The organism is Paraburkholderia caledonica NBRC 102488, from assembly GCF_000685095.1.
GTDB classification, from domain to species: Bacteria; Pseudomonadota; Gammaproteobacteria; order Burkholderiales; family Burkholderiaceae; genus Paraburkholderia; species Paraburkholderia caledonica.
Map to the genome: position 1 here is coordinate 25,521 of NZ_BAYE01000002.1, position 26,350 is coordinate 51,870.

Genomic DNA, 26,350 nt, shown 5'->3' on the forward strand with positions numbered 1-26,350 from the left:
CGTCATTCGGTTGAAAAGACAACAGCCGCCACGCCGCCGACCTCGGTGAAGCTGCGTGCGAAGCGATACGTTTGACCGTCGATCTGCATGAGATTCACCCCCGAAGAAGTCGACTCGAGCATCTCATTGGCAAGCGCCGTGGATATCGCGCCAATCTGCCTGAGTTCCTCGCGCGGGCCCTCGGGATCACCTAGATAAACGGTGCAGAGCTCGGTCGTGTGCCGCATCATGACGACGCTGCTCGCGCCGTCAAGAGACCGTTCCAGGTATCCAGCGAGTGTCTGGAGCGCTTCCGGTACCTGCGCTGACTGCTCGCCCAACAAGTTGTCGTCATTCGTCACTTTTGCCTCCCTTGCCCGATTGGCCATGTGACCGTCTTGCGCCTTCTCTTTCGTTGCCATCATGGCACATCGGCAGGCGAAAGTTATGGTGCCGTGACGTTACATTGCAACAAGCTTTTCGCGGCGCGGGCCGGCAGTCCCGACGAGCGCGTAATGTCGTGTTACCAATCTCGCAGAGCCGTTGCACCTGTGTCCGGACTCGTCTCCTACACTGCGAGCCATGTTCACCGACACGGCACGCAACGCGTGCGAGGGAGTAGCGAAAATGAATAAGAAGATTTTCGGCGTAGTACTCGGTCTCACTGCATTGGCAGCGTCGACGGCCGCGTCGGCTCACGTCAACGTCGGCGTTGGAATCGGCATCCCGGTGGGCGTATATGCGCCGGCTGAACCGCTCTACGCACCGCCGCCTCCGGTCGTGTATGCTCCCGCCCCTGTCGCCGTCGCATACGGCGACTACGGCTGGCGGGCGCGCGAATGGCGCGAGCGTCGCGAATGGCGTGAACGTGAGTGGCGTCGTCACGAATGGCGCGAGCACGAATGGCGCGAGCGTCATGATTGGCGCGGGTATTGAAATGGCGCCCTAAAGCGCCAGATCCCCAACATCCAACCTTAGAGTATCTTCGAATGAAAGCTAGCTCGATAAGAATCGCCCTCATCGCAACCACGCTGGTCTTCGGGGCGGCAGGTACGGCGAACGCCGCGGGCTGCCTCAAGGGTGCGGTAGTGGGCGGCGTCGCCGGGCATTACGCGGGGCACCATGCTGTCGTCGGCGCGGTCGGCGGCTGCATGGTGGGCAGACACCTCGCCAAACAGCGCGCCCAGGAGCAGGCCGCCCAACAGCAGGCCGCACATCGTCAGGTCGCACAGGCGCAATAAGACGCCCCGGCTTCGTGCGCCCGCGCGAAGCCGCTTCAGAGCCGCTTCAGAGCCGCTTAAAAGCCGCTTAAAAGCCGCTTAAAAGCCTCTTAAAGCACGCCTCGGGAAGCCAGATTGCGATAAAGCGCGCGCACACCGAAAGTCCATGGCGCGACCTCCGTGCTCAATCGCACGGTATTGATCAGCGCGCCGAGTTCGGGAGTCGAAATGGTCACCTTGTCGCCAAGGTGATGCGTGAAGCCGCCGCCCTTCGTGTCGCGGTCCTTGATCGGCGAGAACATCGTGCCGAGGAACAGCATGAAACCGTCCGGATACTGGTGATGACGTCCCCATGTCTGCGCAACGAGATCCGCCGGGTCCCGGCTGATTTCGCTCATGTGGCTGACGCCTTCCAGGACGAAGCCATCGTCCGCACCTTCCACGCGCAGCGAAACGCTCGTCTTGCGAACAGAGTCGAGGTCAAACGAGTCGTCGAACAGACGCACGAAAGGACCAATAGCGCATGACGCGTTGTTGTCCTTGCATTTGCCTAGCAGCAAAGCCGAGCGCCCTTCTATGTCGCGCAGATTGACGTCGTTGCCTAATGTTGCGCCGACAACCTCGCCACGGCTATTCACCGCAAGGACGATTTCCGGCTCCGGGTTGTTCCACTTCGACGCCGCCAGCAGACCGACGTCGGCCGCGAAACCCACTGCGGACATCGGCTGCGACTTCGAGAAAACTTCGGCGTCGGGCCCGATGCCGACTTCCATGTACTGAGACCAAGCGCCGCGTCGTTCGAGTTCCGCCTTGAGTTTCATTGCTGCTTCCGAGCCCGGCTTGATCTTCGACAGATCGGTGCCGATGGTAGCGGCGATGGTTCCTCGAACTTCTTCGGCTTTAGCGGGGTCTCCGCCCGCCTGCTCTTCGATCACCCGCTCGATCAGGCTAACTGCAAACGTGACACCACATGCCTTGATTGCCTGAACGTCATTGGGCGCAAGCAATCGGGGCGCGTCCTCTTGCACTGCGCCCAGGTTTGCTTCGACCAGTTTCTCAACCGAGCCAAGCGCCTCACCCGCAACCGTCCGGGCAAACTGAACGACGTCTTCACGCTCGAACAGGTCGGCAGTGGTCGGCACACTCGCGGTTATATCCAGTACCTCGCCGTTGCGGACCACTACGACAGACGGCCCTTCGTATGCGGCCGTTTTGCGCCAGACACGACCGACAAGCAGCGCCCGCTGCAAGTCGTCAGGCAGATAGCTGGTGGGTTTTTGTGACGTCATGATGAGGGTTGTCTCCGGTTCACACAGGCAGATCGAGTCGGCCGGACTGGCATTACGATGAGATGCCAGCGCTGCCGGTTTAGTGGGAATGTCGCGGGTTGCCGCGTTCTGCTATGACTTTGAGGTAAAGCGTTGCGGGCTCGAGGCATCCGCCCGTGGACAACTGACCGACAGTCTGCCGATATAGCTCTTGCCACGGTGTCTGCGCCGGCGGAATGTCGAAGCTCACTGTCTCACGACGGCGTGCAAGCTCGTCTTCATCGACCAGGACATTCACAGTCCGCGTATTCAGGTCGACGCGAATGCGGTCGCCCGTTTGCAGAAGAGCGAGCCCGCCGCCAATGGCCGCCTCCGGCGACATGTTCAAAATCGACGGGCTTGCCGACGTTCCGCTTTGCCGGCCGTCGCCCATTGTGGGGAGCGACGTTATACCTTGACGCACGAGCTCGGCAGGAGGCGCCATGTTGACGACCTCGGCACTGCCTGGGTAACCCACGGTGCCCGCACCGCGAATCACCAGAATGCAATGCTGGTCGATGTCGAGCGACGGATCATTGATGCGGGAGTGATAGTCCTCGGGTCCGTCGAACACGATTGCCCTTGTTTCGAAGCTGTTTTCAGCACCGGGTTCGCTCAGATAGGTATTTCTGAATGCATCGCCGACCACGGACATCTTCATGATGGCGCTGTCGAAGAAGTTGCCGGAGAGCACGATGAATCCAGCGCCGTGCTTCAACGGCTCGTCGGTCGTCTTGATGACGTCGCGGTCGGGTTGAGCCGCATTGTCAGCGATAGCGCCAATCACCTGGCCCGATACGGTCAGGCAGTCACGATGCACGAGCCCAGCGCGGTCGAGCTCGCGAAGCACCGCCGGAACACCGCCCGCGCGATGAAAGCTCTCGCCCAGATACTCGCCGGCCGGCATGCAATTCACGATGAGCGGCACCTTTTCGCCAACACGTTGCCAGTCGTTCAGACTCAACTCAACGCCCATATGACGGGCAATCGCGATGAGGTGCGGCGGACAATTGCTCGATGCGCCTAGCGCCGAAGCCACGACAATCGCATTCTCAAACGCCGCCTTCGTCATGATCTTCGACGGCCGCACGTCGTCTCGCACCAGGTCGACGATACGCTTGCCCGTCGCATACGCCATCTGTCCTCGCTCCCTGTAGGCTGCGGGGATGCTCGCACAACCCGGAAGCGACATACCCAGCGCTTCGGCGAGACTGTTCATCGACAACGCCGTTCCCATCGTATTGCAGTGCCCAATAGACGGAGACGACGCGGTGGTCAGTTCCATGAACCCCTCGTAGTCGATCTCGCCCGCCGCGAGCAGATTTCGCGCATGCCAGATGACCGTTCCCGAACCCACTCGTTTGCCTTGATGCCAACCGTCCAGCATCGGACCGCCTGACAAGACGATGGCCGGCATGTCGACCGTTGCGGCGGCCATCAGGCAGGCGGGCGTCGTCTTGTCACAGCCTGTTGTCAGCACGACGCCATCCAGAGGAAATCCATGCAGGATCTCGACGAGACCGAGATAAGCGAGATTGCGGTCGAGTGCGGCAGTAGGACGGCGGCTTTGTTCCGCGAGCGGGTGAACCGGAAACTCCATCGGAATTCCGCCTGCGTCACGAATGCCTGCTTTAGTGCGCGCCGCGAGTTCAATATGGTGACGGTTGCAGGGCGCCAGATCGCTGCCTGTCTGCGCAATACCGATGATGGGCCGCCCGGACTGCAGCTCCTCCCGCGTGAGGCCATAGTTCATGAAGCGCTCTACGTAAAGCGCGGTCATGTCCGCGTTGGCAGGGTCGTCGAACCATTCCTGGCTGCGCAAGCGCCTGGCATTGAGCTGAGTCATGCGTTGTACTCCGTCGTGTCCATGTCGTGGCGATGTCGTGCAATCCGATAGCGACTATCGCCGTTGCTGCGACAGCGTCAGCGCCCGGGGCGCTCGCTGCGGTTTCCGTGCAGGCAGATCGGTTGGATCTGTTATCGGTAACATCTATTGATGTTATCACGCTGCGCGGACGCTGTGCACCAGGAAAGGTTACGCGCTTTCGCGCGAAATCACCGTGTAATCGATAGTGAACTTACGGCGCTCGGGTACCGCGCGCGGGGTAGCCGAAGCGACTGACGACAGCAATAGTTGCCCCGCGCGGGAGCCGATACCGTAGGCGTCGACCGACACCGTCGTAATCGTCGGGTTACAGCAAACGGACACTTCGAAATTGCCGAAGCCTGCCACTGCGATATCTTCGGGAACGCGAAGTCCGCGACGATGGCATTGCATGATGGCGCCAAATGCGGACATGTCGCTCACGCACATGACAGCATCCGTATCGGGCCATCGTTCGAGAAGAGCATCGAGCGCGGGAGCGCCGTGACTCATGGTGATAGGCGATTCGCCAAAGCGAATCACCCGGGGCTCGCCGAGCCCTTGTGCTTTCATCTCTTGCTGGTAACCCTTCAGGCGCTCCAGACCGCGTCGATCCAGGTCACTCGCGCCGGCCAGAAAACCGATTTTCCGGTAACCGCGGTCCTTGAGATATCGCACCATCTCACGCGCTGCCCGGGCGTTTGAAAAGCCGACCGCCATGTCGATCGGATTGGTTGGCAGGTCCCACATTTCCACCACGGGAATGCGCGAGCGCTCAAGTACTTGCCGCGTGCCTTCAGTATGCTGCGACCCGGTCAGCGCGATGCAGCGAGGCTGATATCTGAGCATTGAACGAACCAGTCGCTCTTCGCGAGCGAGGTCGTAGTCGGTGTCTCCCAGAAGGATCTGCAGGCCATGAGGCTCTAGCGCGGCCGATAGCCCACGCACGGTATCAGAGAAGTTCGAGCTAGCGAGAGACGGGACAAGCACGGCGACGAACTCCGACTTCCCGGACGACAGCGCGCCTGCGGCGGCGTCGGCCACGTAGCCGAGATCGTCGATTGCCTGCTGCACGCGCTCCCGAGTTGCCGGCGCCACGCTGTGCCCCGCCAGTACGCGGGACACCGTCATCTTCGAAACGCCCGCGATACGCGCGACGTCCGACATGCGAGGTGGACCGGGATGCGGGTCGCTGACGGTACGGTCGTTGATGCGGGGATTGCCCATCGGTCTCGGCGTGGTTTGCTTTCATGAGCGAGTCAGCCGGAACGGCGGCATAGACGACTCGCAACGACTCAGCATGATACGGCACCCGCTATTGCGCGCCTAGGTAGATTCCCCTGGCTTGCCGTTCGAGGGCGCGTCATGCTACCTTCGTTACCGATAACATTTTCCATGGGGAAAGCTTTGCCCGCTGATGTTATCGGTAACAGCGAGCAGGGCATTCCCCGCAGAGGACATACCAAAAGGAGACAGTCCCAATGCCAACCCTTACTCAGGCAGCGGCGGCGCCCGCCGTAGCCAGCGAGGCCGAAGAACAGTTGTATCGCAAGGTATTGAAGCGCATCCTGCCGCTGCTGCTTCTCTGCTACGTGGTCGCGTATCTCGACCGCGTCAATGTGGGATTTGCAAAACTCCAGATGCTCGACGCGCTGGGCTTCAGCGACAGCATTTACGCCGTGGGCGCCAGCATCTTCTTCTGGGGGTATTTCCTTTTTGAAATGCCCAGCAATCTTCTTCTTCACAAATACGGTGCGCGGTTCTGGATTGCACGCATTATGGTGACGTGGGGCATTGTCTCCTCGTCACTGGCGTTCATCTCGCCTCTTTCGCATTTCTTCCATGTGCAGACTTCGACGATGTTCTACATTCTCCGGTTTCTGCTGGGAGTGTGCGAGGCCGGGTTCTTCCCTGGAATCATCCTGTACATGAACTACTGGTTTCCCGCGAGGCGCCAAAGCGTGGCCATGTCGGGCTTCCTGATTGCCATTCCGGTCAGCCTGACACTCGGCGGCATCATCTCCGGCTGGCTGATGGAAAACACGCACGGTCTGCTCGGCATGGGAGGCTGGCAATGGATGCTTCTGCTTGAGGGCATTCCTTCTATTCTCGTCGCCTTCGTCGTGCTTTTCCGCATGGGCAATGGAATTCAATCGGCGAACTGGCTGACGGCTTCCGAGAAAGCTCTGCTGCAAAGGAATCTTGAACAGGAAAGCTCCAAAAAGACCCACAGCGTTGCAGCTGCGTTGAAGAGCCCACGTGTCTGGTTGTTGACCTTTATTCTTCTCACGTTCAACACCGGCTTCTACGGCTTGGCCTTCTGGCTGCCTTCGATCATCAAAGCTTCTGGTGTGAAGAGCACTTTGAACATTGGTCTCTTGACCGCTATTCCGTACCTCAGTGCGGTTGTGGCGATGATCTGGAACGCCTGGCACTCCCGTAAGACCGGGGAGCGCAGATTGCACGCCGCTATTCCTGCCTGTATTGGTGGTGTCGGCCTGATCCTGAGTGCTGCGTTCGCGAACAACGTTGCTTTGTCGATTGTTTTCCTGACGATTGCCACGTGTGCGATTCTTGGCCTGATGCCGATTTACTGGACGTTCCCGGGACAGATTCTTTCTGGCACCGCAGCAGCTGCCGGCATTGCACTCATCAATTCCGTTGGAAATCTGTCCGGCTTCACCGGTTCGATGATTACCAGTGTCGCTAAAGATCTGACCGGCAATATCAACAATGGCACCTATGCTCTTGGCGCGTGCCTACTCGTCAGTTGCGTCCTCATTCTGTCCATTCCGCGAAGCATGCTGAACAGGGATTCGGTCGAGCGCGCGTGAGGAAATCGTAGCTGGTCCGATTGACAACAAACTGACGCAATTCACCGCCAGCGGCCCACCATTCGGTGGGCCGCTGTTCTTCTGCAATGCGTCAGATTTGCGACCCTGCGCGGGCGACGCTACAGGCCGCTCATTGCGCGCTGGAGGCAGCCGTATCGGATGCGCCCTTGCCCTGCGCGCCCTTCTGCGGCTTGCGGGTCGGCGCCATTGTCGAATGTGAACCCTTGGACGAGGACATCGCTCCTCCACCCGTATTGGGTGCACTCATTCCCGCGCCGCCCTGGCCCGCGCCGTTCGCGCCACCCACGCCAGCACCGCCTGTCCCGACACTGGTGCCGCCGGTTCCGCCGCCGCTGCCGCCACCGTCACCGCCGCTCCCGCCGCCACCCGCGCCCTGCGCAAACGCGGCGCCAACAGAAGCTGCCACCAAAACTGAACAGAGCATTGCTTTCTTCATTGCTTCCATGATTACCTCCCTGAGTATTCGAACGACCGAACCAGTCTCCAGGTCGGCGCTCCTTTTCGTGCACATGAGATAGCGCGGTCGGTGCAGGCCCGACATTGCGCGTCGTCGACCCATTGGCCGCAGTCGTACTCTGATCGACCTGGCATGCATTACGTCGCATGGGCGGTAAGCGATACGCAACCGCTATGCCTGACGTTGAATATGTGGAGTGGCACAGAGCGATTGCTGGCTTGTGTATTGAGAAGAGGAAGGCGCACGTGGTCGCATGACGCTTGCGAGAGCGGCAAGAGCGTGCATCGAAAGCGAACGGAAGCGCGCCTCGGGTACGGCGCTTGCGGCGCCTTGCTGATGGTCTGGCCTGGCAAAGTCCGGGCTGAGTTGCCTGCCGTCAGGTTAAATACGCGGTCGCATCAACGGTCGGAATAGACCTGAAACCCGGTTTAGCGAAGAAATAGCCTTGCATGAGACTGACGCCATGCGCAATGAAGAAGTCGCGCTCGCCCCTCGTTTCAATGCCCTCCGCAACCACGCGAATACCTAAATCCTGACATATCGATAGGACGCCTCGCACAACGCGCTGACGCACGCGGTCAGTGTCGATGCCGCGTAAAAGTCCCATGTCGAGCTTGATAATGTCAGGCTGGAAATCGACCAGCAGGGAAAGCCCCGAATAGCCGGCTCCGAAATCATCGATTGCCGTCAGGAAGCCAAACTGCTTATACGTCCGGAAAATGTCGACAAGATGGGTGCGATCAGTCAAGTGCTCGCCTTCCACCGTCTCGAAGATGATTCTCTCAATGGGAAAGCCATGCGTTCGCGCTGCATCGAGGGTGCTCCTTATGCAAACCTCGGGCTTATAGACCGCGTTGGGCATGAAATTGATGGACAGAAATGCGTCGAGACCGAGCGCGGCTGCGCTGGCAATGGCGACCTGCCGGCAGTGCTGGTCAAACTGATATTTGTTTGCGTCGTCGACTTGCGAGAGCACCGAATACGCAGATTCGCCATTTGGGCCGCGCACGAGCGCCTCGCACGCGAACACCGTGCTTGCGCTTACATCGACGATGGGCTGAAACGCGAACCCAATCTCAACGGGCGGGCGCGTCGTGTCCCGGCACCCAGAACATTTTTGCGGCTGCTCGGCCGCGTGATCGTGAATCTTGAAAGAAGCCATTTCGTATTTACCGTCATTGTCTGCTTCGGCGTTGAGCCTCGCTTGCTTATGCGCACAGCTTTGGACTTATCGTCTATTCCTGACAACTGCACGCATTAATGCATCTTATCGGCGGCCGGCTACAGATCTGTAGAGCGGCCCTCCAACAAAGCAGAGGCGCGTCCTACCGTCCTCGGCAAGGCGCCGGAATACTCGCCTCGTATTGCTCGCAGCAACCGACAAGACGGCGCGCGCCCACGCGCCCCGACGAAGAACTGCCCGTTCTTCAGCGCCCCGCCATTAAAGATTCGCGCAAATGGACCGTAATACTGGGACGTAGTGGCACGCGGCATTCGAACGGCCACGCGAACAGGCAGTCGGAGAACAGCGTGAGAATCAAAGCGGCATGGCGCCCTAAACCTTCCGGTCGAGATCGGTCTCAGGGCAATGCTCACGCAGGCGCCAATAGTTCGCCGGCCCGCAACCAGCAGTTTCTCTCCTATTTTCTTGGTCAGTACGGTCAACGCAGCACTCTACCGCTTGCCAGTCTCCTCATTGCTGTCGCCGCCGGCGTCGGCTTAGGAATTCTGGTGCACCGCGCCGCCAGCGAAGTGGCGACCACCTTGCGTCTTGCACTGGCACTGGCCGCAGGCGTCGTCGGGCTCGTGGCTATCGGTCGAAAGCTCGCTTCTGACCACGCCCGGCAGCGCGCCGCAATTGCACTGGCGAGTGGGCTTCTCAACGCCAATCGCGACTGCCTGAAGGTGCTCGATACCGATGCAAAAATGCTGCGGGTGTCAGAGCATGGGGCCGCGTTGATGGAAGCGGAGTCGCCAGAACAACTCAGCGGCGCAGACTGGCTCAATTTCTGGAGCGGCGACGAGCGCACGGCCGCCGAGCACGCCTGGCGTGCCGCTCTCGCCGGAACGAGCGCATCTTTCACCGGAAGTTGCCCGACGACCAAGGGACGCACCAAGTGGTGGAATTCGACGCTCACACCGGTTACTGGGGAGAACGGCGCGGTAGTCGCGCTTCTGTGTGCTTCAGAAGACGTCACTCAGCAGTGCGAGTTGCTAAAAGCACTCCGCGAGCGCAATGAACTCATGCACGAGATGGAGTCGCATGTTCGTCTCGTGTTCTACTCGTGCAGCGCGCATTTCGAACACTTTTACCATGTGAGTGCGGGCGTCGAGCGCGTGTTCGGCATCAAAGCTCAAGAGCTCAGCACGAGGCCCTCGGCGTGGCTCGATCTGGTATTGCCTGAGGACCTGGAGCCGTTGCTGGCGGAGATGCATCGCATCGCGTCTGAAGGGGTCGAAGGCCGCTCGGAATACCGCATCCGGCGCCCCGATGGTTGCCTGCGCTGGATCAGAAGCACGGCCTACCCGGTCCACGATGAGTCCGGAAACGTGGTGCGCATTATCGGCGTTAGCGAGGACATCACGTCGGAACAGGAACGTCTCGCGGCGCTCGACCGTTTAGCCTACACCGATGGACTCACCGGTCTCGCTAACCGTACCGCCCTCGTTCGGCGGATGAAAACACTGTGCAGACAGAACGTTCCGTTCGGCCTCATGTTTATCGACCTTGACCGGTTCAAGGTGCTTAACGATACGTTGGGCCATACGGCCGCCGACCGTCTCTTGCAGGACATCGCGAACACCATTGCGCAGGCACTGCCTTCCGACGCATGCATTGCACGCCTCGGAGGAGACGAGTTCGCGGTCATCATCAGCGGCGAGACTGACAAGGCTGCATTGGCAGCGCTGGCACAGTCTCTTCTGAACGTCTTTTCGACCGACGTTCGGAAGGACAACGCTACGCCCTTCGTCACAGCATCGATCGGCATCTCTCTCTTTCCCGAGCACGGCCGGGATCACGAGGCGCTCCTCACAAGCGCGGACATCGCAATGTATGCGGCGAAAAAGGGTGGCCGCAACGGCTTCCGCTTCGCCGACAAGGCGTCGAGCGACGTACTTGGCGATTTCGAACTCGAGCGCAGCCTGCCTATGGCGCTTGCGTCAGAGCAGTTCGTCCTTCATTTTCAGGGCATTCATGAGCCGGCCTCATTGGCGGTGAAAGGCGTTGAAGCACTCGTTAGGTGGAATCATCCAACGCGAGGAATGGTCGGGCCGGGAAGCTTCATCCCCATACTGGAAGAAAGCGGATTCATTGTCGAAGTCGGGGCATGGGTTATGGATGCAGCCCTCGCGCAACTGGCAATCTGGCGCGCTGCCGGACGCAGGGGGCTTTGCATGTCGGTGAATGTGTCGGCGCGTCAACTCAGGGACGACACGATAGTCGCGGTAGTCGACCACGCGCTGCGCAAGCATGCATTGCCGCCACGTTGCCTCGAGATCGAGTTGACCGAAAGCGCATTGATGGAAAACCCGTCGCTCGCGCAGGAAACGCTCATGGCACTCAAGCGCCTTGGCGTGCGCATTGCCATCGACGATTTTGGAACCGGTTATTCCAGCCTGCGCTATCTTGCCGACTTCTCACCCGATACGGTGAAGATCGACCGCTCGTTTACCGCGGGGCTGGGTCGCGACGCAGCCACCGCGTCGATCATCCGGGGCATCATCCAGATGTCGCACGAACTCGGTATGCAAGTGACAGCCGAAGGTGTCGAAACGGAGCAGCAGCTGCGCACGCTGCGCGACGCAAGCTGCGACCACGTCCAGGGGTATTTCCTGACGAAGCCGATGGATGCGGAACACCTTGTGGATGCTTGTCGTTCGCTAATGATGCGTCACGGCCCCCGCTCGATGTCCTTGTTCGCGACGCAAGGCAGCGACTAACCGGAGCAAGTCGTTGCTTGGCCGATAACGCGAGCAATTCGGCAATCCAACGCTGACGGAAACGAGTCGGACCAGTTTCCGTTTGCAACCGCCAAAGAACCGCGAGCACGCCCCTCGGGCAATTCCCCATAAAGAACCGCCCTCCTTCGCCGTTAAGACAGGGAATGTAGCTCCGCCCCGCACTGACCCAAGCGGCACCATGGCAGTAAATCTTTCCGTTTCGAAGTCGATTCTCGCGACTCCGCCCGAACTTGGCGCAGCCGTATCGCCGTCTATTCGTGCCCGGCTGCTGGCGACGCTTTTCGACAACATGCGGCCTCTGCTCATGTCAGTGGTTGCCAGCGCGTTCGTCGCAGCGGTGGCCTACGCACGCCTGCATCAGCCGTGGGCGATTCTCTGGCTGCTCGCGGACGCGTGGGTTTTGCTAGGACGCCTGAGCATCATTCACGCGTACACGTCGCATACCCGCAACAGCCCGCTCAACCCGCGTCCGTGGGCGGCGACGTACGCCCCGTTGTGCCTCACTACGAGCCTCATGCTCGGACTGGGGACCATGGGATGCGTCGGCACCGCCGACACCACTCTGGCATCGCTCGCCCTCATGGTCGCATCGGGCATTCTGGGCGGAGTCGCTTCGAGGAACGCCTCAGTACCGCGCCTCGCGATCGCCCAGATATGCCTCGTAACGATACCCATCGGGTTGGGTGCACTGTTCTCGCCTATCGCCGGCTCTTGGATCCTCGTGCCCCCTCTGCTTCTCTACGTCGGCGCCATGATATCTATCGTGCAGCGCCACTACAGGGGACTCGTCGCCCTGATGATCGCGGAGCAGAATCACGCCGAACTCGCAGTGCGCTTCGACGCCGCGCTCACTCACATGCCGCATGGGCTTTGCACCATCGACCGGTCGGGAAAGGTGGCCATTGCAAATAGCCGCACCGCCCAGTTGTTCGGCGCGACGCTCGACACGCTGAAACTGAACGTGCCGCTACCGGAGTTCATCGGCCATCTCGGCTTTGCGCAATTCGGCGAACGGCTGGGTCAGCAGTTCACGGAAAAATGCTCCACGTGGCTGCACGAAAAACGGCGCCCCCTCGCACTCTCACTGCCCAACGGCCGCCAGTTGGAATTGACGCGAAATCCTGTGCCGGACGGCAGCGCCGTCGTGATTATCGAAGATGTGACCGAGCGCAAGCAGAGCGAAGCGAAGGTACTGTATATGGCTCGTCACGACTCGCTTACCGGGCTTGCGAACCGGCGCGGACTGCGCGAGCGTCTTGAGAAGATTCTGTCGAGCGCGCGCCGCGGCGGCGATACGCGGACCGCCGTGCTCTACCTGGATCTGGACGGCTTCAAGCAGGTCAACGACAGGCACGGCCATACCGCCGGAGACGAAGTTCTGGAAGCAGTCGCGACACGCCTTACCGAAACGCTGCGGCATGGGGAATTTGCCGCGCGCCTTGGCGGAGACGAGTTTGCCGTGATCGTCGAGAATGCCGCGCTACACGCGGTCGTTGCAATCGCCGAGCGCGTGATCCGCGAAATAGCGAAGCCGTATCCCCTAACGGCGGGCGGCACGATCCATATCGGCACGAGCATCGGCATTGCGCTGGCGGAAACACAAGAACCCGTCGACGACCTGATCAGGCGCGCCGACGAGGCCATGTACAGCGCAAAAGAGGCGGGCAAAGGCACCTACCGCATTTCGCACGGGCAGACCGAGCCGGAACCGGACGCGGATCGGGATGCGAGCGTCGGTACAGCCTGAGCGCGCACGACGCGCTGGTAGCGACTCGCGCAGTGGCCCCCTCCGTTCACACGTAGGCTAATGCCGCCCGTGCCGAAGACCCCGGCGTAAGCAGCGCCTCTGCGTTCCTCGATGCGCAATCCGCATGCCGCTACACGAAGCGTAACGTTCGCAGGCCGGCCTGCCGTGCCCTACGGCCTGCAATTAGAACGGAGTATTTCCCCCTGATTGACCCACCCTCTGCGCTGGGCTATGAATCCGATATGCATATCCGGCGATGCACATGCGTGCCGCCGCGCGCTATCGCCGAATTCAGACGGAGGAAGCCGTCATGCTCACGAGACTCGTCGCAATCGCATTGGCGCTCGCGTTCACAGGGACAGGACATGCACAGGGCGGCACCGTGGGCTCAGGGACCAGCCGCCCCCGCACGGACGCAAGCAAGACGGGCAGCGCGAAACCGCAAGCGCCCGCTTCCGCGCCGGCGACCGGCAGTGCGTCGCTGCCGGTCGGCTCGGGCATTATCGTGGCCCCAGACGAAGGCGCGCGCCCGCCGCGTCCTGACGCATCGCCCGGCACGCCTGCCAATCCAAGCGGCCTGAAGAAGCCCGATTGAGCCGAGGCCGGTTAGCGGCCGCAGTCAGAGCGCAAATCTGCTGCCCCCACCGGCGGCGGCCCGTACCGCCGCGAACGACGCAGGTGACGTCACAGAAGCGCCACGACCCGGACGTCGCCCTGCTCAGCGGAAGCGACCACCTTCTCGCCGATGCGGCGGAAGGTGATCGACACCGACGCGTCGCCGACCCGCAGATCGCCAACTTCGAGCCAGTCGATGCCTTCCGGCAGCATAGGTTGCTCGATCAGCACTTCGCAGCGTTCGGCGTCGATCGTGATGCCGAGGCACGCCTCCAGCATCATGAACGGCGAACCCGCTGCCCACGCCTGCGGCAGGCAGGCGACTGGATAGGCGGTGGGCGGCTCGCCGCGTCGGCGTGGGAAGCCGCAGAACAGCTCGGGCAGACGCATGTCGAAATTGACGGCCGCCTGGAACAGCGCCTGCAACAGCCGCACCGCCGCTGCCTTGCCGCCGTAATGCGACAGCCCGCGCGCGCAGATTGCGTTGTCATGCGGCCAGACAGAGCCGTTGTGATACGCCATCGGATTGAAACGCGACTGGCTCGCGGCCAGCGTGCGCACGCCCCAGCCCGTGTGAAACAGCGTGGAGTCGAGCGCGCGAACCACCGCTTCGCCACGCTCACGCGAAGGCAAACCGAAAGCCAGCAGGTGACCCGCATTCGACGCCATCACACGGCATAGTTCACCGTGACCGTCGAGCGCGATCCCGTAGAAGCCGGACTCTTCCATCCAGAACTTTTCTTCGACGCACTCGCGCAGTTTCTTCGAACGCGCCTTGTATTGCGCGGCTGCGTCGTGCAAGCCGCGCAGCTTTGCAAAGTAAGACATGGTGTCAAACGCGGCGCTCGCATAAGCCTGCACTTCGACGAGCGCAATCGGGCCATCGGGGAAGCGGCCGTCGGCATGAAACACGGAATCGTGACTGTCCTTCCAGCCCTGGTTCGCGAGGCCGCCATCCGACTCGCGCTGATAGTCGAGCAGCCCGTAACGATTCTTGTCGCAGACACCCGCGACCCAGCCGGCCGCGCGCTCCAGCGCCGGCCACAGTTCGTCGATCAGCGCGATGTCGCCCGTGCGAGCCGCATAAGCGCCGGCCAGTACGATAAAGAGCGGCGTGGTGTCGACGCCGCCGTAGTACAGCGCGAACGGCACTTCGCCGGTGGCCGCCATTTCTCCCTTGCGCATCTCATGCATGATCTTGCCAGGCGCGGCGTCGCGAAACGGCGAGTTTTCGCTTGCCTGATGCTCGGCAAGAAAACGCAGCACGCCGGCCGCGAGTTGCGGCTGCAACCAGAGCGTCTGCAACGACGTAATCACGGCATCGCGCCCGAACGGCGTGGAGAACCATGGAATGCCCGCATACGGATACGGTCCGGTCGCGAGGTCGGTGGTCAGCAAGCCGAGATCGGCAAACGAGCGGTCGATCCACGCGTTGAAAAGCGGATTGCTCGAACGCACGCGCGCGGTCACGCGCCGCCGTTCGCGCATGACGAGGTGCGCATCCACCAGCGCGGCGCGCACCGCCGTGCGGCCGACACGCGGCCGCTCGGTGTCGATCTGCGACATATGCGCTTCGCTCACCGGATGGGTCGGCGACGACACGCCGGCGCTCGGCGCGTCCGGCGATTGTGCGACCACCTGAACCGCGATCGACAGATAGATCGACACGCACGCCTGAGCCGGCAGGTTGACGGTGTAGTCGGCGCGGTCGGCGAACAGCTTGTCCGGCTGCGGCGCGAATGCGATCTGCACATTACGCGCCACGTCGTCGAGACCGACGTAACCCAGCAGCACTTCGTCGTTCTCCACGCGCGGCGCCTCGATGCGCCCCTGCTTCGCGCGCTTCAGGCCGCGCACTTCGAACATGTCGCGAAAGTCGCTGCCGAAGGAAATGGACAGCGGCACGATCGCGTCGCTCGCGCCGTAGTTGGTGAGTTCGATCGCTTCGTTGAGCACCGTGCCCGACAGCACGCGCACGCGCTCCACGTGGATCACGCCCTCAGGCGTGCTGTCGCCGCCGAGCGGGGGCAACGGGCGGTTGGTCAGATGCGCGGTAAACGACGTGTTGTCGCTGTTGACGCTGCCCGACAGCAGCGAAGGCGCACGGCCCCCGAACGTGAGACGCAGTTGCGAAAGCACGCGGGTGTCGTTGACGAACAGGCCGTCGTCGTGGCCGGTGATATCGCCGAGAGGATCGTTGACGATGAAGGTGTCGCCCGACTTCAGCACGTGCTGCGTGGCGCTGGCAACGTTGAGGTTTTCCGTCGGGATGAAAACGCCGTCCGGCTCGGGTTCGCGGTGATCGATTCCGCCCGAGTGGGACAGGCCGCCGAGGGCTTCAGGCTGCTGCATCAGGGTCGCTCCTATGGTTCGCTGCTGCGTTTCGCTTCACTTCCGGTTGCGGCGGGCGGTGCCCGGTCGCTTCCGATTGTAGAAGGTCTGGTCTCTTCAGACGAACTTCTCGCGGGGGAGTTTCGGTTTTTTTCGGTGGCACAGGACGTGCAGAGAGCCCCGCGTTCGGGCGAGTTGCGCACATGTTGCACCCGCAACCTCGCGCCGCCTGAGCTCGATGAGTCGCTGCCTTGGGACGTGCCTTGAGACGCTAACAGCAACAATGTTTTGCTTTGGCAGGACTGAGTGCGCAGCGACGCATCTGCGATACTGAATTCGTGTTCTGCTTGCCCGGCGGACACATCGCTGTCATGGCCCGCCGCGCTTCGGCGGGCCTTTTTAATCAGCCAGAAGAACAGGAAGAACTCGAATGAACGCTTCTCTTGAAACGCTTTTTCCGGACCACGTCCATAGCGAAGACAGCGCCGTCAGTGCGCTGAACCATCAGGACATCGTCGTCGCCCTGTCGGCGGCTTTGAAGACGCAGGACGTCGCAGTGCTGCACATGCTGTATCCGCGCACCGACGCGCGCACGCATCGCAGCCTCGACGCGCTCGTCGACGTATTGCATGGGCACGGGCTGCACGAAGTCGCGGATCTGATCGCGCATGAAGCGCACTACCTGCTGTTCAAGGATCCGGCGAAAGCGTGGAAAGCGTTCCACGAGATCCGCAACGACTCGCTCGCGATCGGCGTGCATCTCTATTATCACGGCCTGGTTGGCGAAGCGGCGGAACGCGCGCTAGACCAGGACGCGCATCGCAAGGCGTAAGCAATCCGTTTGAAAGATCCGCCGGTCATCTGGCGTTCGTCGCGCGAATGAATTCGTCGATGTAACGATTGAAGGCCGACGGATGCGCGAGATTCATGCCGTGCGACGCGCCGCGCACCGTTTCGCGGCGTGCGTCGGGCAACCACGATTGCAGCGCGGCCGCAGTGCGCCGAAACATTTCCGGACTTTTTTCGCCGTCTATCAGCAGCACGGGGCAACGCACGTCGGCGGCCTCTTGCGGCACGTAAGCCGGCAGCGGATCGCGCAGTTGCAGGGGGAGCGTGGCCGCGTTGTCGGTTGCCATCCGGCGAAAAGCCGGCGTGCTCATCGCCCAGAAACCGGGGCGGCTCACCGAATCCACGAACAGTTGCAGGCCCGCCTCCACGTCGCCGGTCTCGATCAACTGCGCCGCCCGCGCTCGCAACGCATTGACCGTTTCGGGCACGCTTGCGGGTGGCCGCCCGGCGATCTGCAACGGCCCACCCGGGTCCGCAAGGGTTAAGGTGCGTATGTGCTGCGGGTAACGGCGCGCGGAATGAAACGCGACGCAGCCGCCGCGCGAATGACCGACCACGTGGGCCGCTCCCATGCCGAAACGCTCGATGAATTGCGCAACCTGATCCGCATGCGCGCTCCAGCTGAACGGGGCGTCAGGCCTGGTGTTGGTCATCGGCCAATAGTGCGTGAGACTCACCGCGAGGCAACGGTAATGCTTCGAAAGGCCGACGAGTTGCGGCTGCCAGTAACGGTAATCGCAAAGCGAGCCGTGCACGAACAGCAGTAGTTCGCCTTCGCCAGCCTCGACATAGGGCATGCGCAAACCGCTTTCCAGTTCGATGAAGGAAGCGGAAGTAGCGAAGGACTCAGAAGCGGATCGATTCACAGATGGTTCGCGGCAGCGCCGCAACGCCGGTCGGATGAATTGAGTGGGCGGATCGAGCGCTTGCAGGAATCTGCAAGCGCCACGCGACATGTATTGTCACACAGCCGCGTCTTACGCTGCCGGCCGGCAGGTTCGCGGCTGGAGTGCTGCCGAAAACGCGCTGCAGGCCGCGACAGAACGCGGCAGGCTACGGTCGACTCACTCGTAAGCGAACTCTTCCAGCAAGCCGGCGGCGGCTGCCGCGCCCGCGCCGCGCACGGCGCACGTCAGCGGCTCGTCGGCCACGCGCACTTCGAGGCCGATCTCGTTCGAGAGGCGCCGCTCCAGATTGCCGAGCAGCGCGCCGCCGCCCGTGAGCACGATGCCGTTGTGCGCGATGTCGGTGGCGAGCTCGGCGGGCGCCATTTCCAGCCCGCGTTTCACAGCGCCGATCACCTGGCGCAGCGGTCCTTCTATCGCGTCGGCAATATCGTGATTGCTCAGTTGCACCGTGCGCGGCAAACCGTCGTCCACGCTGCGCCCGGTCGCGTTCATGTGCTCGGCCGGCACGTCGCGCACAGCCGAACCGATATTCTTCTTCACGTGCTCGGCGGTCTGCTCGCCGAGCAGCACGCCATACAGATTACGCACGTAACCGATGATCGCCATGTCGAAGGTGTCGCCGCCCACGCGGATCGAGCCGCTATACGCGGTGCCGCCGAGCGTGATCACGCCGACTTCAGTGGTGCCGCCCCCGATATCGACGACCATCGAGCCGGTTGCATCGGACACCGGCAAACCCGCGCCGACAGCAGACGCTAGCGATTCGTCGATCAGACTTACCTTCCACGCACCTGCCGCGACAGCCGCTTCCCTGATCGCGCGACGTTCGACCTGAGTCGCGCTCGCCGGAACGCACAGCGTGAATGCCGCGCGGCGGCTGAGCAATTGCCGCGGGCGAGCCATATCGACGAACTGCCGGATCATGTGCTCAGCGGCGGAGAAGTTGGCGATCACGCCATGACGCATCGGGCGGACAGCTTCCAGATTGCGCGGCTCCCGGCCGAGAAGCTGGCGCGCCTCGGCGCCCACCGCCGTGACGCGTTTTGGGCCGGTCGAGTGATCTTTTTCGAAGCAGACAACCGACGGCTGATTCAGCACGATGCCGCCGTCGTCGGTGTAAATGAGGGTATTGGCCGTGCCGAGGTCTACCGTTACGGCCTGGCGGAACAGTCGGTCGAAAAGCGGGTGATGCGGCGTCGGTCTGGCCATAAGAAGGCTCTGTTGTGTCGCTCTGTAGCGTTGCGTGGTGGCTTCGCTCAGTTGCGTCGCTTGTTTGCGTCGTTAGCGCCCATGCACGGCAGCATGAAAAGTGCGCCCCCGGTCACCCCTGCCGCGGGCACTGCGCAGTCCCGCGACGGGCGTGATTTTCGTGCTATGAGCAGTTAACGGCAAATAGACCGATATCTTTAGGGCCGCTTTTCAAGCGATCTGTATCAATCGCGCGACAAAGCGCCCAGCGTGCGCTCGAGCGCCTGCTCGCCGAGCGCGACGCCGTCCGCGCTGATCGTGTGGCCAACGCCCGGCAACGCATAGGCGTCGACGGTGTAGCCGGCCGCGCTGAACGCGTCGGCGGCGTATTCGAGCTCCTGAACTGGAATCACCTCGTCTTCCTCGCCGTGAATCAGAGTGAGCGGAGTGCCGTTATGAGCGCCGACGGGCGACGCAAGCCGTCCCGAATAAGCGACGACGCATGCAGCGCCCTCCGCGCTCGTCGCCACATGATGCAACGCCATGATCGAACCTTGCGAAAAGCCGACGAGCGCAAGCCGTCCGAAAGCAAGTTGCCAATGAGCAAGCTCGGCTTCGAGCATGCGGCGCAGCGCGGCGTAGGCTGTCGCAGCACGCGCTTCGCGGTTGCCTTCGCTAACGTCACGCAAGCTGAACCACTGACGCCCGCCGAAACCGCCGTCGAAGGGATCGGTGCCCTCGAGCGACGTGAAGGCCACATCGGGCAAACGCTCGCTCCAGATGTCCGCGAGCGGCATCAGATCGCGCGCATTGCTGCCCACGCCGTGCATCAGCACCACCAGTCCCTTGGCAGGCGCGGTCAGCGGCGCGCGCCGCCAGCCGTGTTCGAATTGCTCCCAGGCCATATTGCTTTCCTTTGCTGTATTTGAATTGCGGTTGATGGCGGCCGCCTGCTACATCGCAAACTGCAGCAATATGCAGTCTGGGTCGGCCTTAGCCGCGAGCATACGCTGTCGGCTTCGCTCGTGCCGCCTCTGCCTGCGCGCGTCGGCGACGTCGAAAGATGAATACGGGTATCCTTTTGCTAGCATCCAGCGGACCCGCATCATCGTATGGCGCTGCCTGTCGCAGCATGTTGCATGAGCGCCGCATTGGGGGCGCATGCATGGCGCCCTGAGTGGCAACTTCGCGGCACCGTGGCGGCACCTTTGCGGCAGAAGAGCGGCGCATGCCCATGCAGCAGTGCAGGGTATCGGCGCGCGAGGTCCGCGGCACATCGATCCGGGAGAATCTCTTGAGCCAACCACCGTCCGCGGCGCCTTCCGCGCCTGCGTCCGCCCCACCCGCCCCTCCACCGCCGCTGCAAGGCGGGCAACTGGTGCTCGCGACGATTGCCGTCGCGCTCGCCACATTCATGAACGTGCTCGACACGTCGATAGCGAACGTCGCCATTCCGACAATCTCGGGCAACCTCGGCGTCTCCGTCGACGAGGGCACCTGGGTCATCACCGTGTTCGCCGCGGCCAATGCGGTTTCGATTCCCCTCACCGGCTGGCTCACACAGCGCATCGGCCAGGTGAAGCTGTTCGTCGGCGCGATCCTGATGTTCGTGCTCGCCTCGTGGCTGTGCGGCATTGCGCCGACGCTGCCGATCCTGCTGCTCGCGCGGGTTTTCCAGGGCGCCGTGGCTGGCCCGCTGATTCCGCTGTCGCAAGCCATTCTGCTCGGCTCCTATCCCAAGGAGAAAGCGTCGACCGCGCTCGCGCTATGGGCAATGACCGCCACCGTCGGTCCGATCGCGGGCCCGGCGCTCGGCGGCTGGATCACGGACAGCTACAGCTGGTCATGGATCTTCTACATCAACATTCCGGTGGGCCTGTTTGCTGCCGGCGTCACGTGGATGATCTATCGCACTCGCGAGTCGCCCACCCGTAAGCCGCCAATCGACGTGGTCGGCCTGGGCCTGCTGATTACATGGGTAGCTTCGTTGCAGATCATGCTCGACAAGGGCAAGGATCTTGACTGGTTCGCGTCGCCGGTTATCGTGATTCTCGGCATTACCGCGCTGATCAGCTTCGCATTCTTTCTTGTGTGGGAATTGACAGAAGAGAACCCGATTGTCGATTTACGGCTTTTTCAGCAGCGTAACTTTCTCGGCGGCACGATTGCGATCTCCGTCGCATATGGCGTTTTCTTCGGCAATCTCGTGCTGTTGCCGCAGTGGATGCAGGAGTACCTGAATTACCGCTCGGTCGACGCAGGCCTCGTCACCGCGCCGCTAGGGATTTTCGCCGTGATTCTCGCGCCGGTAATGGGCCGCGTGCTGCCGCGCTCCGACGCGCGCATCATCGCGACGATGGCTTTCGTCGGCTTCGCGATCGTCTTTTATATGCGCTCGAAGTACGTGATCGAGATCGACACCTGGCACCTCGTGATACCGACGCTATTGCAAGGCATTCCAATGGCGCTCTTCTTCGTGCCGCTCACGTCGATCATTCTCTCGGGACAGCCACCGGCAAAGATCCCGGCGGCGGCCGGCCTGTCGAACTTCGCTCGCGTGTTTTGCGGCGCGGTGGGTACTTCAATTGCGGGCAATGCCTGGAACAACCGCACAGTGCTGCATCATGAAAGGCTCACCGAACGCGCATCCGTGAACAACCCGTTGTTCAACCAGCAGATCGATTCGACGCAGTCGTTGCTGCATATGAACACGCAATCTGCGCACGCGCTATTCGATTTCACCGTGAATACGCAGGCGGCGATGATGGGCCTGAACGACATCTTCTTTATATCGGCGGTCATCTTCATTCTGATCATTCCGCTGATCTGGATCACCCGGCCCGCAAAGGGCGGCAGTCAGGACGCAGCAGGCGCGCATTGACGGCAGCGCGGGCGTCGCAGCGGCTCTCTAAGCTTCGCGCGGCGCCCGCCTCAACACATTGCGGATGCTTGCCAGTAGAATCGCGGCTCCACAGGGTTGAGCCTCATGAACTACGCATCCGTCCTCGAACAGATCCATCGCGACTTGCGGCCTTTCCTCGGCACCGGCAAAGTCGCCGATTACATTCCGCAACTGGCGACGGTCCCCGCCGACAGCTTCGGCATGGCGATCGTCACGACATCCGGCGAAGTATTTACGATCGGCGAAGCAGACACGCGTTTTTCCATTCAAAGCATTTCAAAGCTATTCGCCTGCACAATGGCGTTCCGGCTGCTGGGCGACGAGTTGTGGCAGCGTGTCGGTCGAGAACCGTCGGGCAACGCGTTTAATTCACTGGTTCAACTGGAAGCGGAGCACGGCAAGCCGCGCAATCCATTCATCAATGCAGGCGCATTGATCGTTACCGACGTGCTGTGCCGGCGCTTTGTGCAGGCCGAAACTGCGCTCGTCGAATTCATGCGGCGCTTAACAGGCGAAGCAAGCATCGACTACGATCTGCGCGTCGCCCAATCGGAGTTGCAGCACGCCCACCGCAATCGTGCGATGGCGCATTTCATGGCGAGCTTCGGCAATATGGAAATGGCGCCGGAGGTCGTGGTCGATGCATATTGCCGCCAATGCGCGATTTCCATGAGCTGCGTCGAACTTGCGAAGGCAGCACTGTTCCTGACCAATCATGGCGTGGCGCCGTCCACTGGCGAGCGCATTCTGGACACCAGCTCCGCGAAACGTCTTTCCGCGCTAATGCTAACGTGCGGTACTTACGACGCAGCCGGCGATTTCGTCTACCGCGTCGGCCTGCCCGCCAAGAGCGGCGTGGGCGGCGGAATCGTTGCGGTATTGCCAGGAGAAATGGCAGTGTGCGTGTGGTCGCCAGGGCTCGATTCAAACGGCAATTCCCTGGCCGGAGTTCTTGCACTCGAATGGTTGACGACCTATACGGGCCAATCAATTTTCTGATTGCCAGTGAGCGGTGGCGCACAGACATTCAGGGTGAATTAACGCAGTGCGAATAGCGCGACGTTGAAACACTGCGCCGCGCTATTCGCCGTTTGCGTTGGCAACCTTTCGAACCGATCAGCCGGCGCGCCTGACGAGTTCGGTCAGCACTGTCTCATAGGCAGTGTTGCCCACTATATGTTCGTTTACGCCCGGCTCGAAATCGATCCAGCCCGAGTTGAAGCCGTCGAGCATTTCAATGCGTGGCGCCGGCCAGGCCGTGCCTTGCGCCTGAAACCGCGCTTCCCATTGATCGCGCGGCACCGCTTGCGCCTTTACTTCACGCTCTAGTACCCGGCCAAGCAACGCCGCGATTTCGTGCTGCGTGTATCGCTGCGGCCCCTCGATCTCGATCACGCGCCGCCCCTGCCAGGACTGTGCAAGCGTATCTGCGACGACACGGCCAATATCGGCCGTCGCGACCATCGGATACGCTCGCTCGAGCGGATGAAGGAAACTCGACATGACGCCCGTGTCGCGAGCCGGCGCGATGTCCCATAGCGAGTTTTCCATGAACCAGGCGGGCCGCATGATGGCGGTGGGCAACGGCAGGTCAGCGAGCGCCTCTTCGAGAATATGAACCTGCGTGATCAGCCCAAGGCCGGACACACGCTGGCCGCCAACCGACGACAATACCGCAACGCGCTCAGGCCGCGCCTGCGTCAGCGCTGCTTCGAGTACAGCGGCTCCGGCGTGTGCGCCCGGATAACCGGGCTCCGGCGCGAAGTTCGGCGCCATCATCACGAATACGCCTGTAGTGCCGCGAAATGCTGCGGCGAGCGCCTCGGCGTCCTCAAACGATGCGATCGCCACCTGGGCGCCACGCTCTTCCCACTGCGGGGCCTTCTCCTCGTCGCGCAAGACAGCGCGCACTTCATGGCCGGCAGCTAATAAAGCGCGGGCCGCCGCGCCGCCAACCTGCCCTGTAACACCGGTAATCGCATACATGTTCGATCGCTCCTTAAATTGTGAATGCGGTAGTGCGAGGCATTCTCACCGTTTAATAAGCATTTCTCGATAGCATCGATATCATTTGTTCAATGACGAAATAGCATGCTTATGTTTCATGTTTGTTGCGCGTGAAAGCTGTGTGCTTATTTACCGGACAACGGTTCAACGTTTCGCGCCGCGCTCAACGCGGTTTGCACTGCGGTGTCTATGCTTGGTTGCAATGCAACAGACTTGATAGTTCAGTCCGTTGGTGTTTGAACCGCTGCGAACAAGGGGCTTTTCATGTGCGGAATCGTAGGAGCAGTGGATCGGCGCGATGTCACTTCGATGCTGACCGAGGGATTGCGACGCCTCGAATATCGCGGCTACGACTCGTGCGGTATTGCCGTTCTTCAGCAAGGCGCGCTGCGGCGGGTGCGGAGTGTTGCGCGCGTTGCGAATCTTGCCGCAGAAGTTGCGCAAGCAAACTTGTCCGGAATGATCGGTATCGCACATACAAGATGGGCCACTCATGGTGCGCCCGTCGCAAGGAATGCACATCCGATCTTCTCCAGCGGCGAAATCGCCATCGTCCATAACGGCATCATCGAAAATCACGAGTCGCTGCGCGAAGAACTCAAAGTACTGGGCTACGTCTTCGAATCGGATACGGATACGGAAGTCGTCGCTCACCTGATTCATCATGCCTGGCAAAAAGAGAGACAGGAGCGAAAGGAGTCTTCGGGCGACCTGCTTTCGGCCGTGCGCCATGCGCTTGCACGGCTGCATGGCGCATACGCCATTGCGGTATTCGCGAGAAATGACCCGCACCGCGTTATCGGCGCGCGCGCGGGCTCGCCGCTCGTCGTCGGTCTCGGCGACCAGGGCAACTATCTGGCGTCTGACGCAATGGCGCTCGCCGGTACGGTCGAGAAGTTCATTTATCTGGAAGAAGGCGACATGGCCGAATTGACGCTGGACGGCGTGCGAGTCGTCGATCAGCGCGGCAATACCGTCCAGCGCGAAGTCAAGCTCCAACATTCGAACACCCACGCGGTTGAACTCGGCCCTTATCGGCATTACATGCATAAGGAGATCTTCGAGCAGCCCAGCGTGATTGCGGACGCAATTGAGGCGGTCCATTCGATCTCGGCTGACTTATTCGGACCCGGCGCAAGGCACGCTTTCCGCGAAATCGACTCGCTGCTGATCGTCGCGTGCGGCACGAGTTACTACGCGGGCATGACCGCAAAGTACTGGTTCGAATCGCTTGCCAAAGTACCGACGCAGGTAGAAGTCGCCAGCGAATACCGGTATCGCAGCAGTGTCGCCAATCCTCATACGCTAGTCGTGGTCGTGTCGCAGTCGGGCGAAACGGCGGACACCCTCGCGGCTCTGAAACATGCTCAATCGCAGGGACACCGGCACACGCTGGCTATCTGCAACGTCGCAAGCAGCACGATGATGCGCCAGGCGCAATTCCAGCATCTGACGAGTGCCGGACCCGAAATCGGCGTGGCATCGACGAAAGCCTTTACGACCCAACTGGTCGCATTGTTTCTGCTGGCGCTTACGCTCAGTAAGCAGCGCGGGCGCCTTCCTGCGGCCCAGGAGGCCGAGTATCTGGATCAGTTGCATCAGTTGCCGGCACACCTGAACAGCGTACTCGCGCTGGAAGCGCAAATCATTGCCTGGGCCGAAACGTTCGCGCGGACCGAGCATGCGCTCTTTCTCGGGCGCGGCTTGCACTATCCAATCGCCTTGGAGGGCGCTTTAAAGCTGAAGGAGATCTCATACGTACATGCCGAAGCCTATCCGGCCGGCGAGTTGAAGCACGGACCGCTCGCGCTGGTGACAAGCCAGATGCCGGTTGTGGCGATCGCCCCCAACGACGCACTGCTCGACAAGCTGAAATCGAACATACAGGAAGTGCGGGCGCGCAGCGGCCAATTGTATGTATTCGCAGACCAGGATTCGCAGATTGCGAGCGAAGATGGCCTCCGGGTAATCCGCATGCCGAAGCACTACGGCTGTTTGTCGCCGATTCTGCACGTCGTGCCGTTGCAGCTGCTTGCGTATCACACGGCCTGCGCGCGCGGCACCGATGTCGACAAGCCGCGCAATCTGGCGAAGTCGGTCACTGTCGAATGAGGCATAGCGCACAGATGCGTTGACAGTTTGTGTGTACAAGCAAACG

General features: G+C 61.5%; 21 protein-coding genes. 10 read left to right on the top strand and 11 right to left on the bottom strand.

The window, feature by feature from the left end:
* Window positions 1-2: 2 nt before the first annotated feature.
* Entirely contained in the window at window positions 3-404 is a 402-nt protein-coding gene (locus BCA01S_RS03910; protein WP_425176076.1) for a hypothetical protein, read from the bottom strand.
* A gap of 202 nt (window positions 405-606) precedes the next feature.
* On the opposite strand from BCA01S_RS03910, the gene BCA01S_RS03915 reads away from it, so the two are divergent.
* Window positions 607-915, top strand: coding sequence for a hypothetical protein (locus BCA01S_RS03915; RefSeq protein ID WP_027775784.1), 309 nt, complete (start codon window positions 607-609; stop codon window positions 913-915).
* Between the two features lie 53 nt (window positions 916-968).
* Window positions 969-1,220 (top strand): hypothetical protein, encoded by a 252-nt coding sequence (locus BCA01S_RS03920; RefSeq protein WP_027775785.1) that lies wholly within the window; start codon window positions 969-971, stop codon window positions 1,218-1,220.
* Window positions 1,221-1,309: 89 nt separating this feature from the next.
* On the opposite strand, the gene BCA01S_RS03925 is transcribed toward BCA01S_RS03920, so the two are convergent.
* From BCA01S_RS03925 to BCA01S_RS03935, 3 genes are all read right to left on the bottom strand, one after another.
* A complete protein-coding gene (locus BCA01S_RS03925) occupies window positions 1,310-2,488 on the bottom strand; it encodes a fumarylacetoacetate hydrolase family protein (RefSeq protein WP_027775786.1) in 1,179 nt (392 codons plus the stop codon).
* A gap of 79 nt (window positions 2,489-2,567) precedes the next feature.
* A complete protein-coding gene (locus tag BCA01S_RS03930; protein ID WP_027775787.1) occupies window positions 2,568-4,352 on the bottom strand; it encodes an IlvD/Edd family dehydratase in 1,785 nt (594 codons plus the stop codon).
* Window positions 4,353-4,541: 189 nt separating this feature from the next.
* A complete protein-coding gene (locus tag BCA01S_RS03935) occupies window positions 4,542-5,597 on the bottom strand; it encodes a LacI family DNA-binding transcriptional regulator (RefSeq protein WP_244145953.1) in 1,056 nt (351 codons plus the stop codon).
* A 254-nt stretch (window positions 5,598-5,851) separates the two neighbouring features.
* Between BCA01S_RS03935 and BCA01S_RS03940 the strand changes: the two genes are divergently transcribed.
* A complete protein-coding gene (locus tag BCA01S_RS03940; protein ID WP_027775789.1) occupies window positions 5,852-7,204 on the top strand; it encodes an MFS transporter in 1,353 nt (450 codons plus the stop codon).
* Between the two features lie 130 nt (window positions 7,205-7,334).
* Here the strand turns inward: BCA01S_RS03940 and BCA01S_RS03945 are convergent, their stop codons facing one another.
* Both BCA01S_RS03945 and BCA01S_RS03950 read right to left on the bottom strand, forming a co-directional pair.
* On the bottom strand, window positions 7,335-7,670 hold the full coding sequence (locus tag BCA01S_RS03945) for a hypothetical protein (protein ID WP_027775790.1): 336 nt from the start codon (window positions 7,668-7,670) through the stop codon (window positions 7,335-7,337).
* 388 nt (window positions 7,671-8,058) lie between these two features.
* Window positions 8,059-8,844 (bottom strand): EAL domain-containing protein, encoded by a 786-nt coding sequence (locus BCA01S_RS03950; protein ID WP_042317939.1) that lies wholly within the window; start codon window positions 8,842-8,844, stop codon window positions 8,059-8,061.
* 569 nt (window positions 8,845-9,413) lie between these two features.
* Here BCA01S_RS03950 and BCA01S_RS03955 point away from each other — a divergent pair.
* The 3 genes from BCA01S_RS03955 (at window position 9,414) to BCA01S_RS03965 (ending at window position 13,987) form a co-directional block, all read left to right on the top strand.
* Window positions 9,414-11,624 (top strand): putative bifunctional diguanylate cyclase/phosphodiesterase, encoded by a 2,211-nt coding sequence (locus BCA01S_RS03955; protein ID WP_244145954.1) that lies wholly within the window; start codon window positions 9,414-9,416, stop codon window positions 11,622-11,624.
* Window positions 11,625-11,823: 199 nt separating this feature from the next.
* A complete protein-coding gene (locus BCA01S_RS03960) occupies window positions 11,824-13,392 on the top strand; it encodes a sensor domain-containing diguanylate cyclase (RefSeq protein WP_027775793.1) in 1,569 nt (522 codons plus the stop codon).
* A gap of 310 nt (window positions 13,393-13,702) precedes the next feature.
* The gene (locus BCA01S_RS03965; RefSeq protein WP_027775794.1) at window positions 13,703-13,987 is read left to right on the top strand and encodes a hypothetical protein; all 285 of its coding nucleotides are present in this window, start codon (window positions 13,703-13,705) and stop codon (window positions 13,985-13,987) included.
* A gap of 89 nt (window positions 13,988-14,076) precedes the next feature.
* Here BCA01S_RS03965 and BCA01S_RS03970 read toward each other — a convergent pair whose 3' ends face one another.
* Window positions 14,077-16,359: an amylo-alpha-1,6-glucosidase gene (locus tag BCA01S_RS03970; protein ID WP_027775795.1), complete on the bottom strand. Its 2,283-nt coding sequence runs from the start codon at window positions 16,357-16,359 to the stop codon at window positions 14,077-14,079.
* 409 nt (window positions 16,360-16,768) lie between these two features.
* On the opposite strand from BCA01S_RS03970, the gene BCA01S_RS03985 reads away from it, so the two are divergent.
* The gene (locus BCA01S_RS03985) at window positions 16,769-17,170 is read left to right on the top strand and encodes a hypothetical protein (RefSeq protein ID WP_027775797.1); all 402 of its coding nucleotides are present in this window, start codon (window positions 16,769-16,771) and stop codon (window positions 17,168-17,170) included.
* A 25-nt stretch (window positions 17,171-17,195) separates the two neighbouring features.
* Here BCA01S_RS03985 and BCA01S_RS03990 read toward each other — a convergent pair whose 3' ends face one another.
* From BCA01S_RS03990 to BCA01S_RS04005, 3 genes are all read right to left on the bottom strand, one after another.
* Window positions 17,196-17,984 (bottom strand): alpha/beta fold hydrolase, encoded by a 789-nt coding sequence (locus BCA01S_RS03990; protein ID WP_027775798.1) that lies wholly within the window; start codon window positions 17,982-17,984, stop codon window positions 17,196-17,198.
* A gap of 267 nt (window positions 17,985-18,251) precedes the next feature.
* Window positions 18,252-19,304, bottom strand: coding sequence for a rod shape-determining protein (locus BCA01S_RS04000; RefSeq protein ID WP_027775799.1), 1,053 nt, complete (start codon window positions 19,302-19,304; stop codon window positions 18,252-18,254).
* Between the two features lie 224 nt (window positions 19,305-19,528).
* Window positions 19,529-20,188, bottom strand: a complete 660-nt coding sequence (locus tag BCA01S_RS04005; RefSeq protein WP_027775800.1) for an alpha/beta hydrolase — start codon at window positions 20,186-20,188, stop codon at window positions 19,529-19,531.
* A 389-nt stretch (window positions 20,189-20,577) separates the two neighbouring features.
* On the opposite strand from BCA01S_RS04005, the gene BCA01S_RS04015 reads away from it, so the two are divergent.
* Together BCA01S_RS04015 and BCA01S_RS04020 are read left to right on the top strand one after the other, a co-directional pair.
* Entirely contained in the window at window positions 20,578-22,164 is a 1,587-nt protein-coding gene (locus tag BCA01S_RS04015; RefSeq protein ID WP_027775801.1) for a DHA2 family efflux MFS transporter permease subunit, read from the top strand.
* A 105-nt stretch (window positions 22,165-22,269) separates the two neighbouring features.
* On the top strand, window positions 22,270-23,184 hold the full coding sequence (locus BCA01S_RS04020) for a glutaminase (protein WP_027775802.1): 915 nt from the start codon (window positions 22,270-22,272) through the stop codon (window positions 23,182-23,184).
* Between the two features lie 117 nt (window positions 23,185-23,301).
* Here the strand turns inward: BCA01S_RS04020 and BCA01S_RS04025 are convergent, their stop codons facing one another.
* Window positions 23,302-24,171 carry an NmrA family NAD(P)-binding protein gene (locus BCA01S_RS04025; RefSeq protein WP_027775803.1) on the bottom strand — a complete coding sequence of 290 codons (870 nt, stop codon included), beginning with the start codon at window positions 24,169-24,171 and terminating at the stop codon, window positions 23,302-23,304.
* A gap of 285 nt (window positions 24,172-24,456) precedes the next feature.
* Here BCA01S_RS04025 and glmS point away from each other — a divergent pair, with 285 nt between their 5' ends.
* Window positions 24,457-26,304, top strand: coding sequence for a glutamine--fructose-6-phosphate transaminase (isomerizing) (gene glmS / locus BCA01S_RS04030; RefSeq protein WP_027775804.1), 1,848 nt, complete (start codon window positions 24,457-24,459; stop codon window positions 26,302-26,304).
* Window positions 26,305-26,350: the final 46 nt, after the last annotated feature.

What these genes read in the sequence shown, in the direction of transcription:
- BCA01S_RS03910 (WP_425176076.1), bottom strand. Translation starts at nt 404, where the DNA reads ATGATGGCAACGAAAGAGAAGGCGCAAGACGGTCACATGGCCAATCGG.
- BCA01S_RS03915 (WP_027775784.1), top strand. Translation starts at nt 607, where the DNA reads ATGAATAAGAAGATTTTCGGCGTAGTACTCGGTCTCACTGCATTGGCA.
- BCA01S_RS03920 (WP_027775785.1), top strand. Translation starts at nt 969, where the DNA reads ATGAAAGCTAGCTCGATAAGAATCGCCCTCATCGCAACCACGCTGGTC.
- BCA01S_RS03925 (WP_027775786.1), bottom strand. Translation starts at nt 2,488, where the DNA reads ATGACGTCACAAAAACCCACCAGCTATCTGCCTGACGACTTGCAGCGG.
- BCA01S_RS03930 (WP_027775787.1), bottom strand. Translation starts at nt 4,352, where the DNA reads ATGACTCAGCTCAATGCCAGGCGCTTGCGCAGCCAGGAATGGTTCGAC.
- BCA01S_RS03935 (WP_244145953.1), bottom strand. Translation starts at nt 5,597, where the DNA reads ATGGGCAATCCCCGCATCAACGACCGTACCGTCAGCGACCCGCATCCC.
- BCA01S_RS03940 (WP_027775789.1), top strand. Translation starts at nt 5,852, where the DNA reads ATGCCAACCCTTACTCAGGCAGCGGCGGCGCCCGCCGTAGCCAGCGAG.
- BCA01S_RS03945 (WP_027775790.1), bottom strand. Translation starts at nt 7,670, where the DNA reads ATGGAAGCAATGAAGAAAGCAATGCTCTGTTCAGTTTTGGTGGCAGCT.
- BCA01S_RS03950 (WP_042317939.1), bottom strand. Translation starts at nt 8,844, where the DNA reads ATGGCTTCTTTCAAGATTCACGATCACGCGGCCGAGCAGCCGCAAAAA.
- BCA01S_RS03960 (WP_027775793.1), top strand. Translation starts at nt 11,824, where the DNA reads ATGGCAGTAAATCTTTCCGTTTCGAAGTCGATTCTCGCGACTCCGCCC.
- BCA01S_RS03965 (WP_027775794.1), top strand. Translation starts at nt 13,703, where the DNA reads ATGCTCACGAGACTCGTCGCAATCGCATTGGCGCTCGCGTTCACAGGG.
- BCA01S_RS03970 (WP_027775795.1), bottom strand. Translation starts at nt 16,359, where the DNA reads ATGCAGCAGCCTGAAGCCCTCGGCGGCCTGTCCCACTCGGGCGGAATC.
- BCA01S_RS03985 (WP_027775797.1), top strand. Translation starts at nt 16,769, where the DNA reads ATGAACGCTTCTCTTGAAACGCTTTTTCCGGACCACGTCCATAGCGAA.
- BCA01S_RS03990 (WP_027775798.1), bottom strand. Translation starts at nt 17,984, where the DNA reads ATGCCCTATGTCGAGGCTGGCGAAGGCGAACTACTGCTGTTCGTGCAC.
- BCA01S_RS04000 (WP_027775799.1), bottom strand. Translation starts at nt 19,304, where the DNA reads ATGGCCAGACCGACGCCGCATCACCCGCTTTTCGACCGACTGTTCCGC.
- BCA01S_RS04005 (WP_027775800.1), bottom strand. Translation starts at nt 20,188, where the DNA reads ATGGCCTGGGAGCAATTCGAACACGGCTGGCGGCGCGCGCCGCTGACC.
- BCA01S_RS04020 (WP_027775802.1), top strand. Translation starts at nt 22,270, where the DNA reads ATGAACTACGCATCCGTCCTCGAACAGATCCATCGCGACTTGCGGCCT.
- BCA01S_RS04025 (WP_027775803.1), bottom strand. Translation starts at nt 24,171, where the DNA reads ATGTATGCGATTACCGGTGTTACAGGGCAGGTTGGCGGCGCGGCGGCC.
- glmS (WP_027775804.1), top strand. Translation starts at nt 24,457, where the DNA reads ATGTGCGGAATCGTAGGAGCAGTGGATCGGCGCGATGTCACTTCGATG.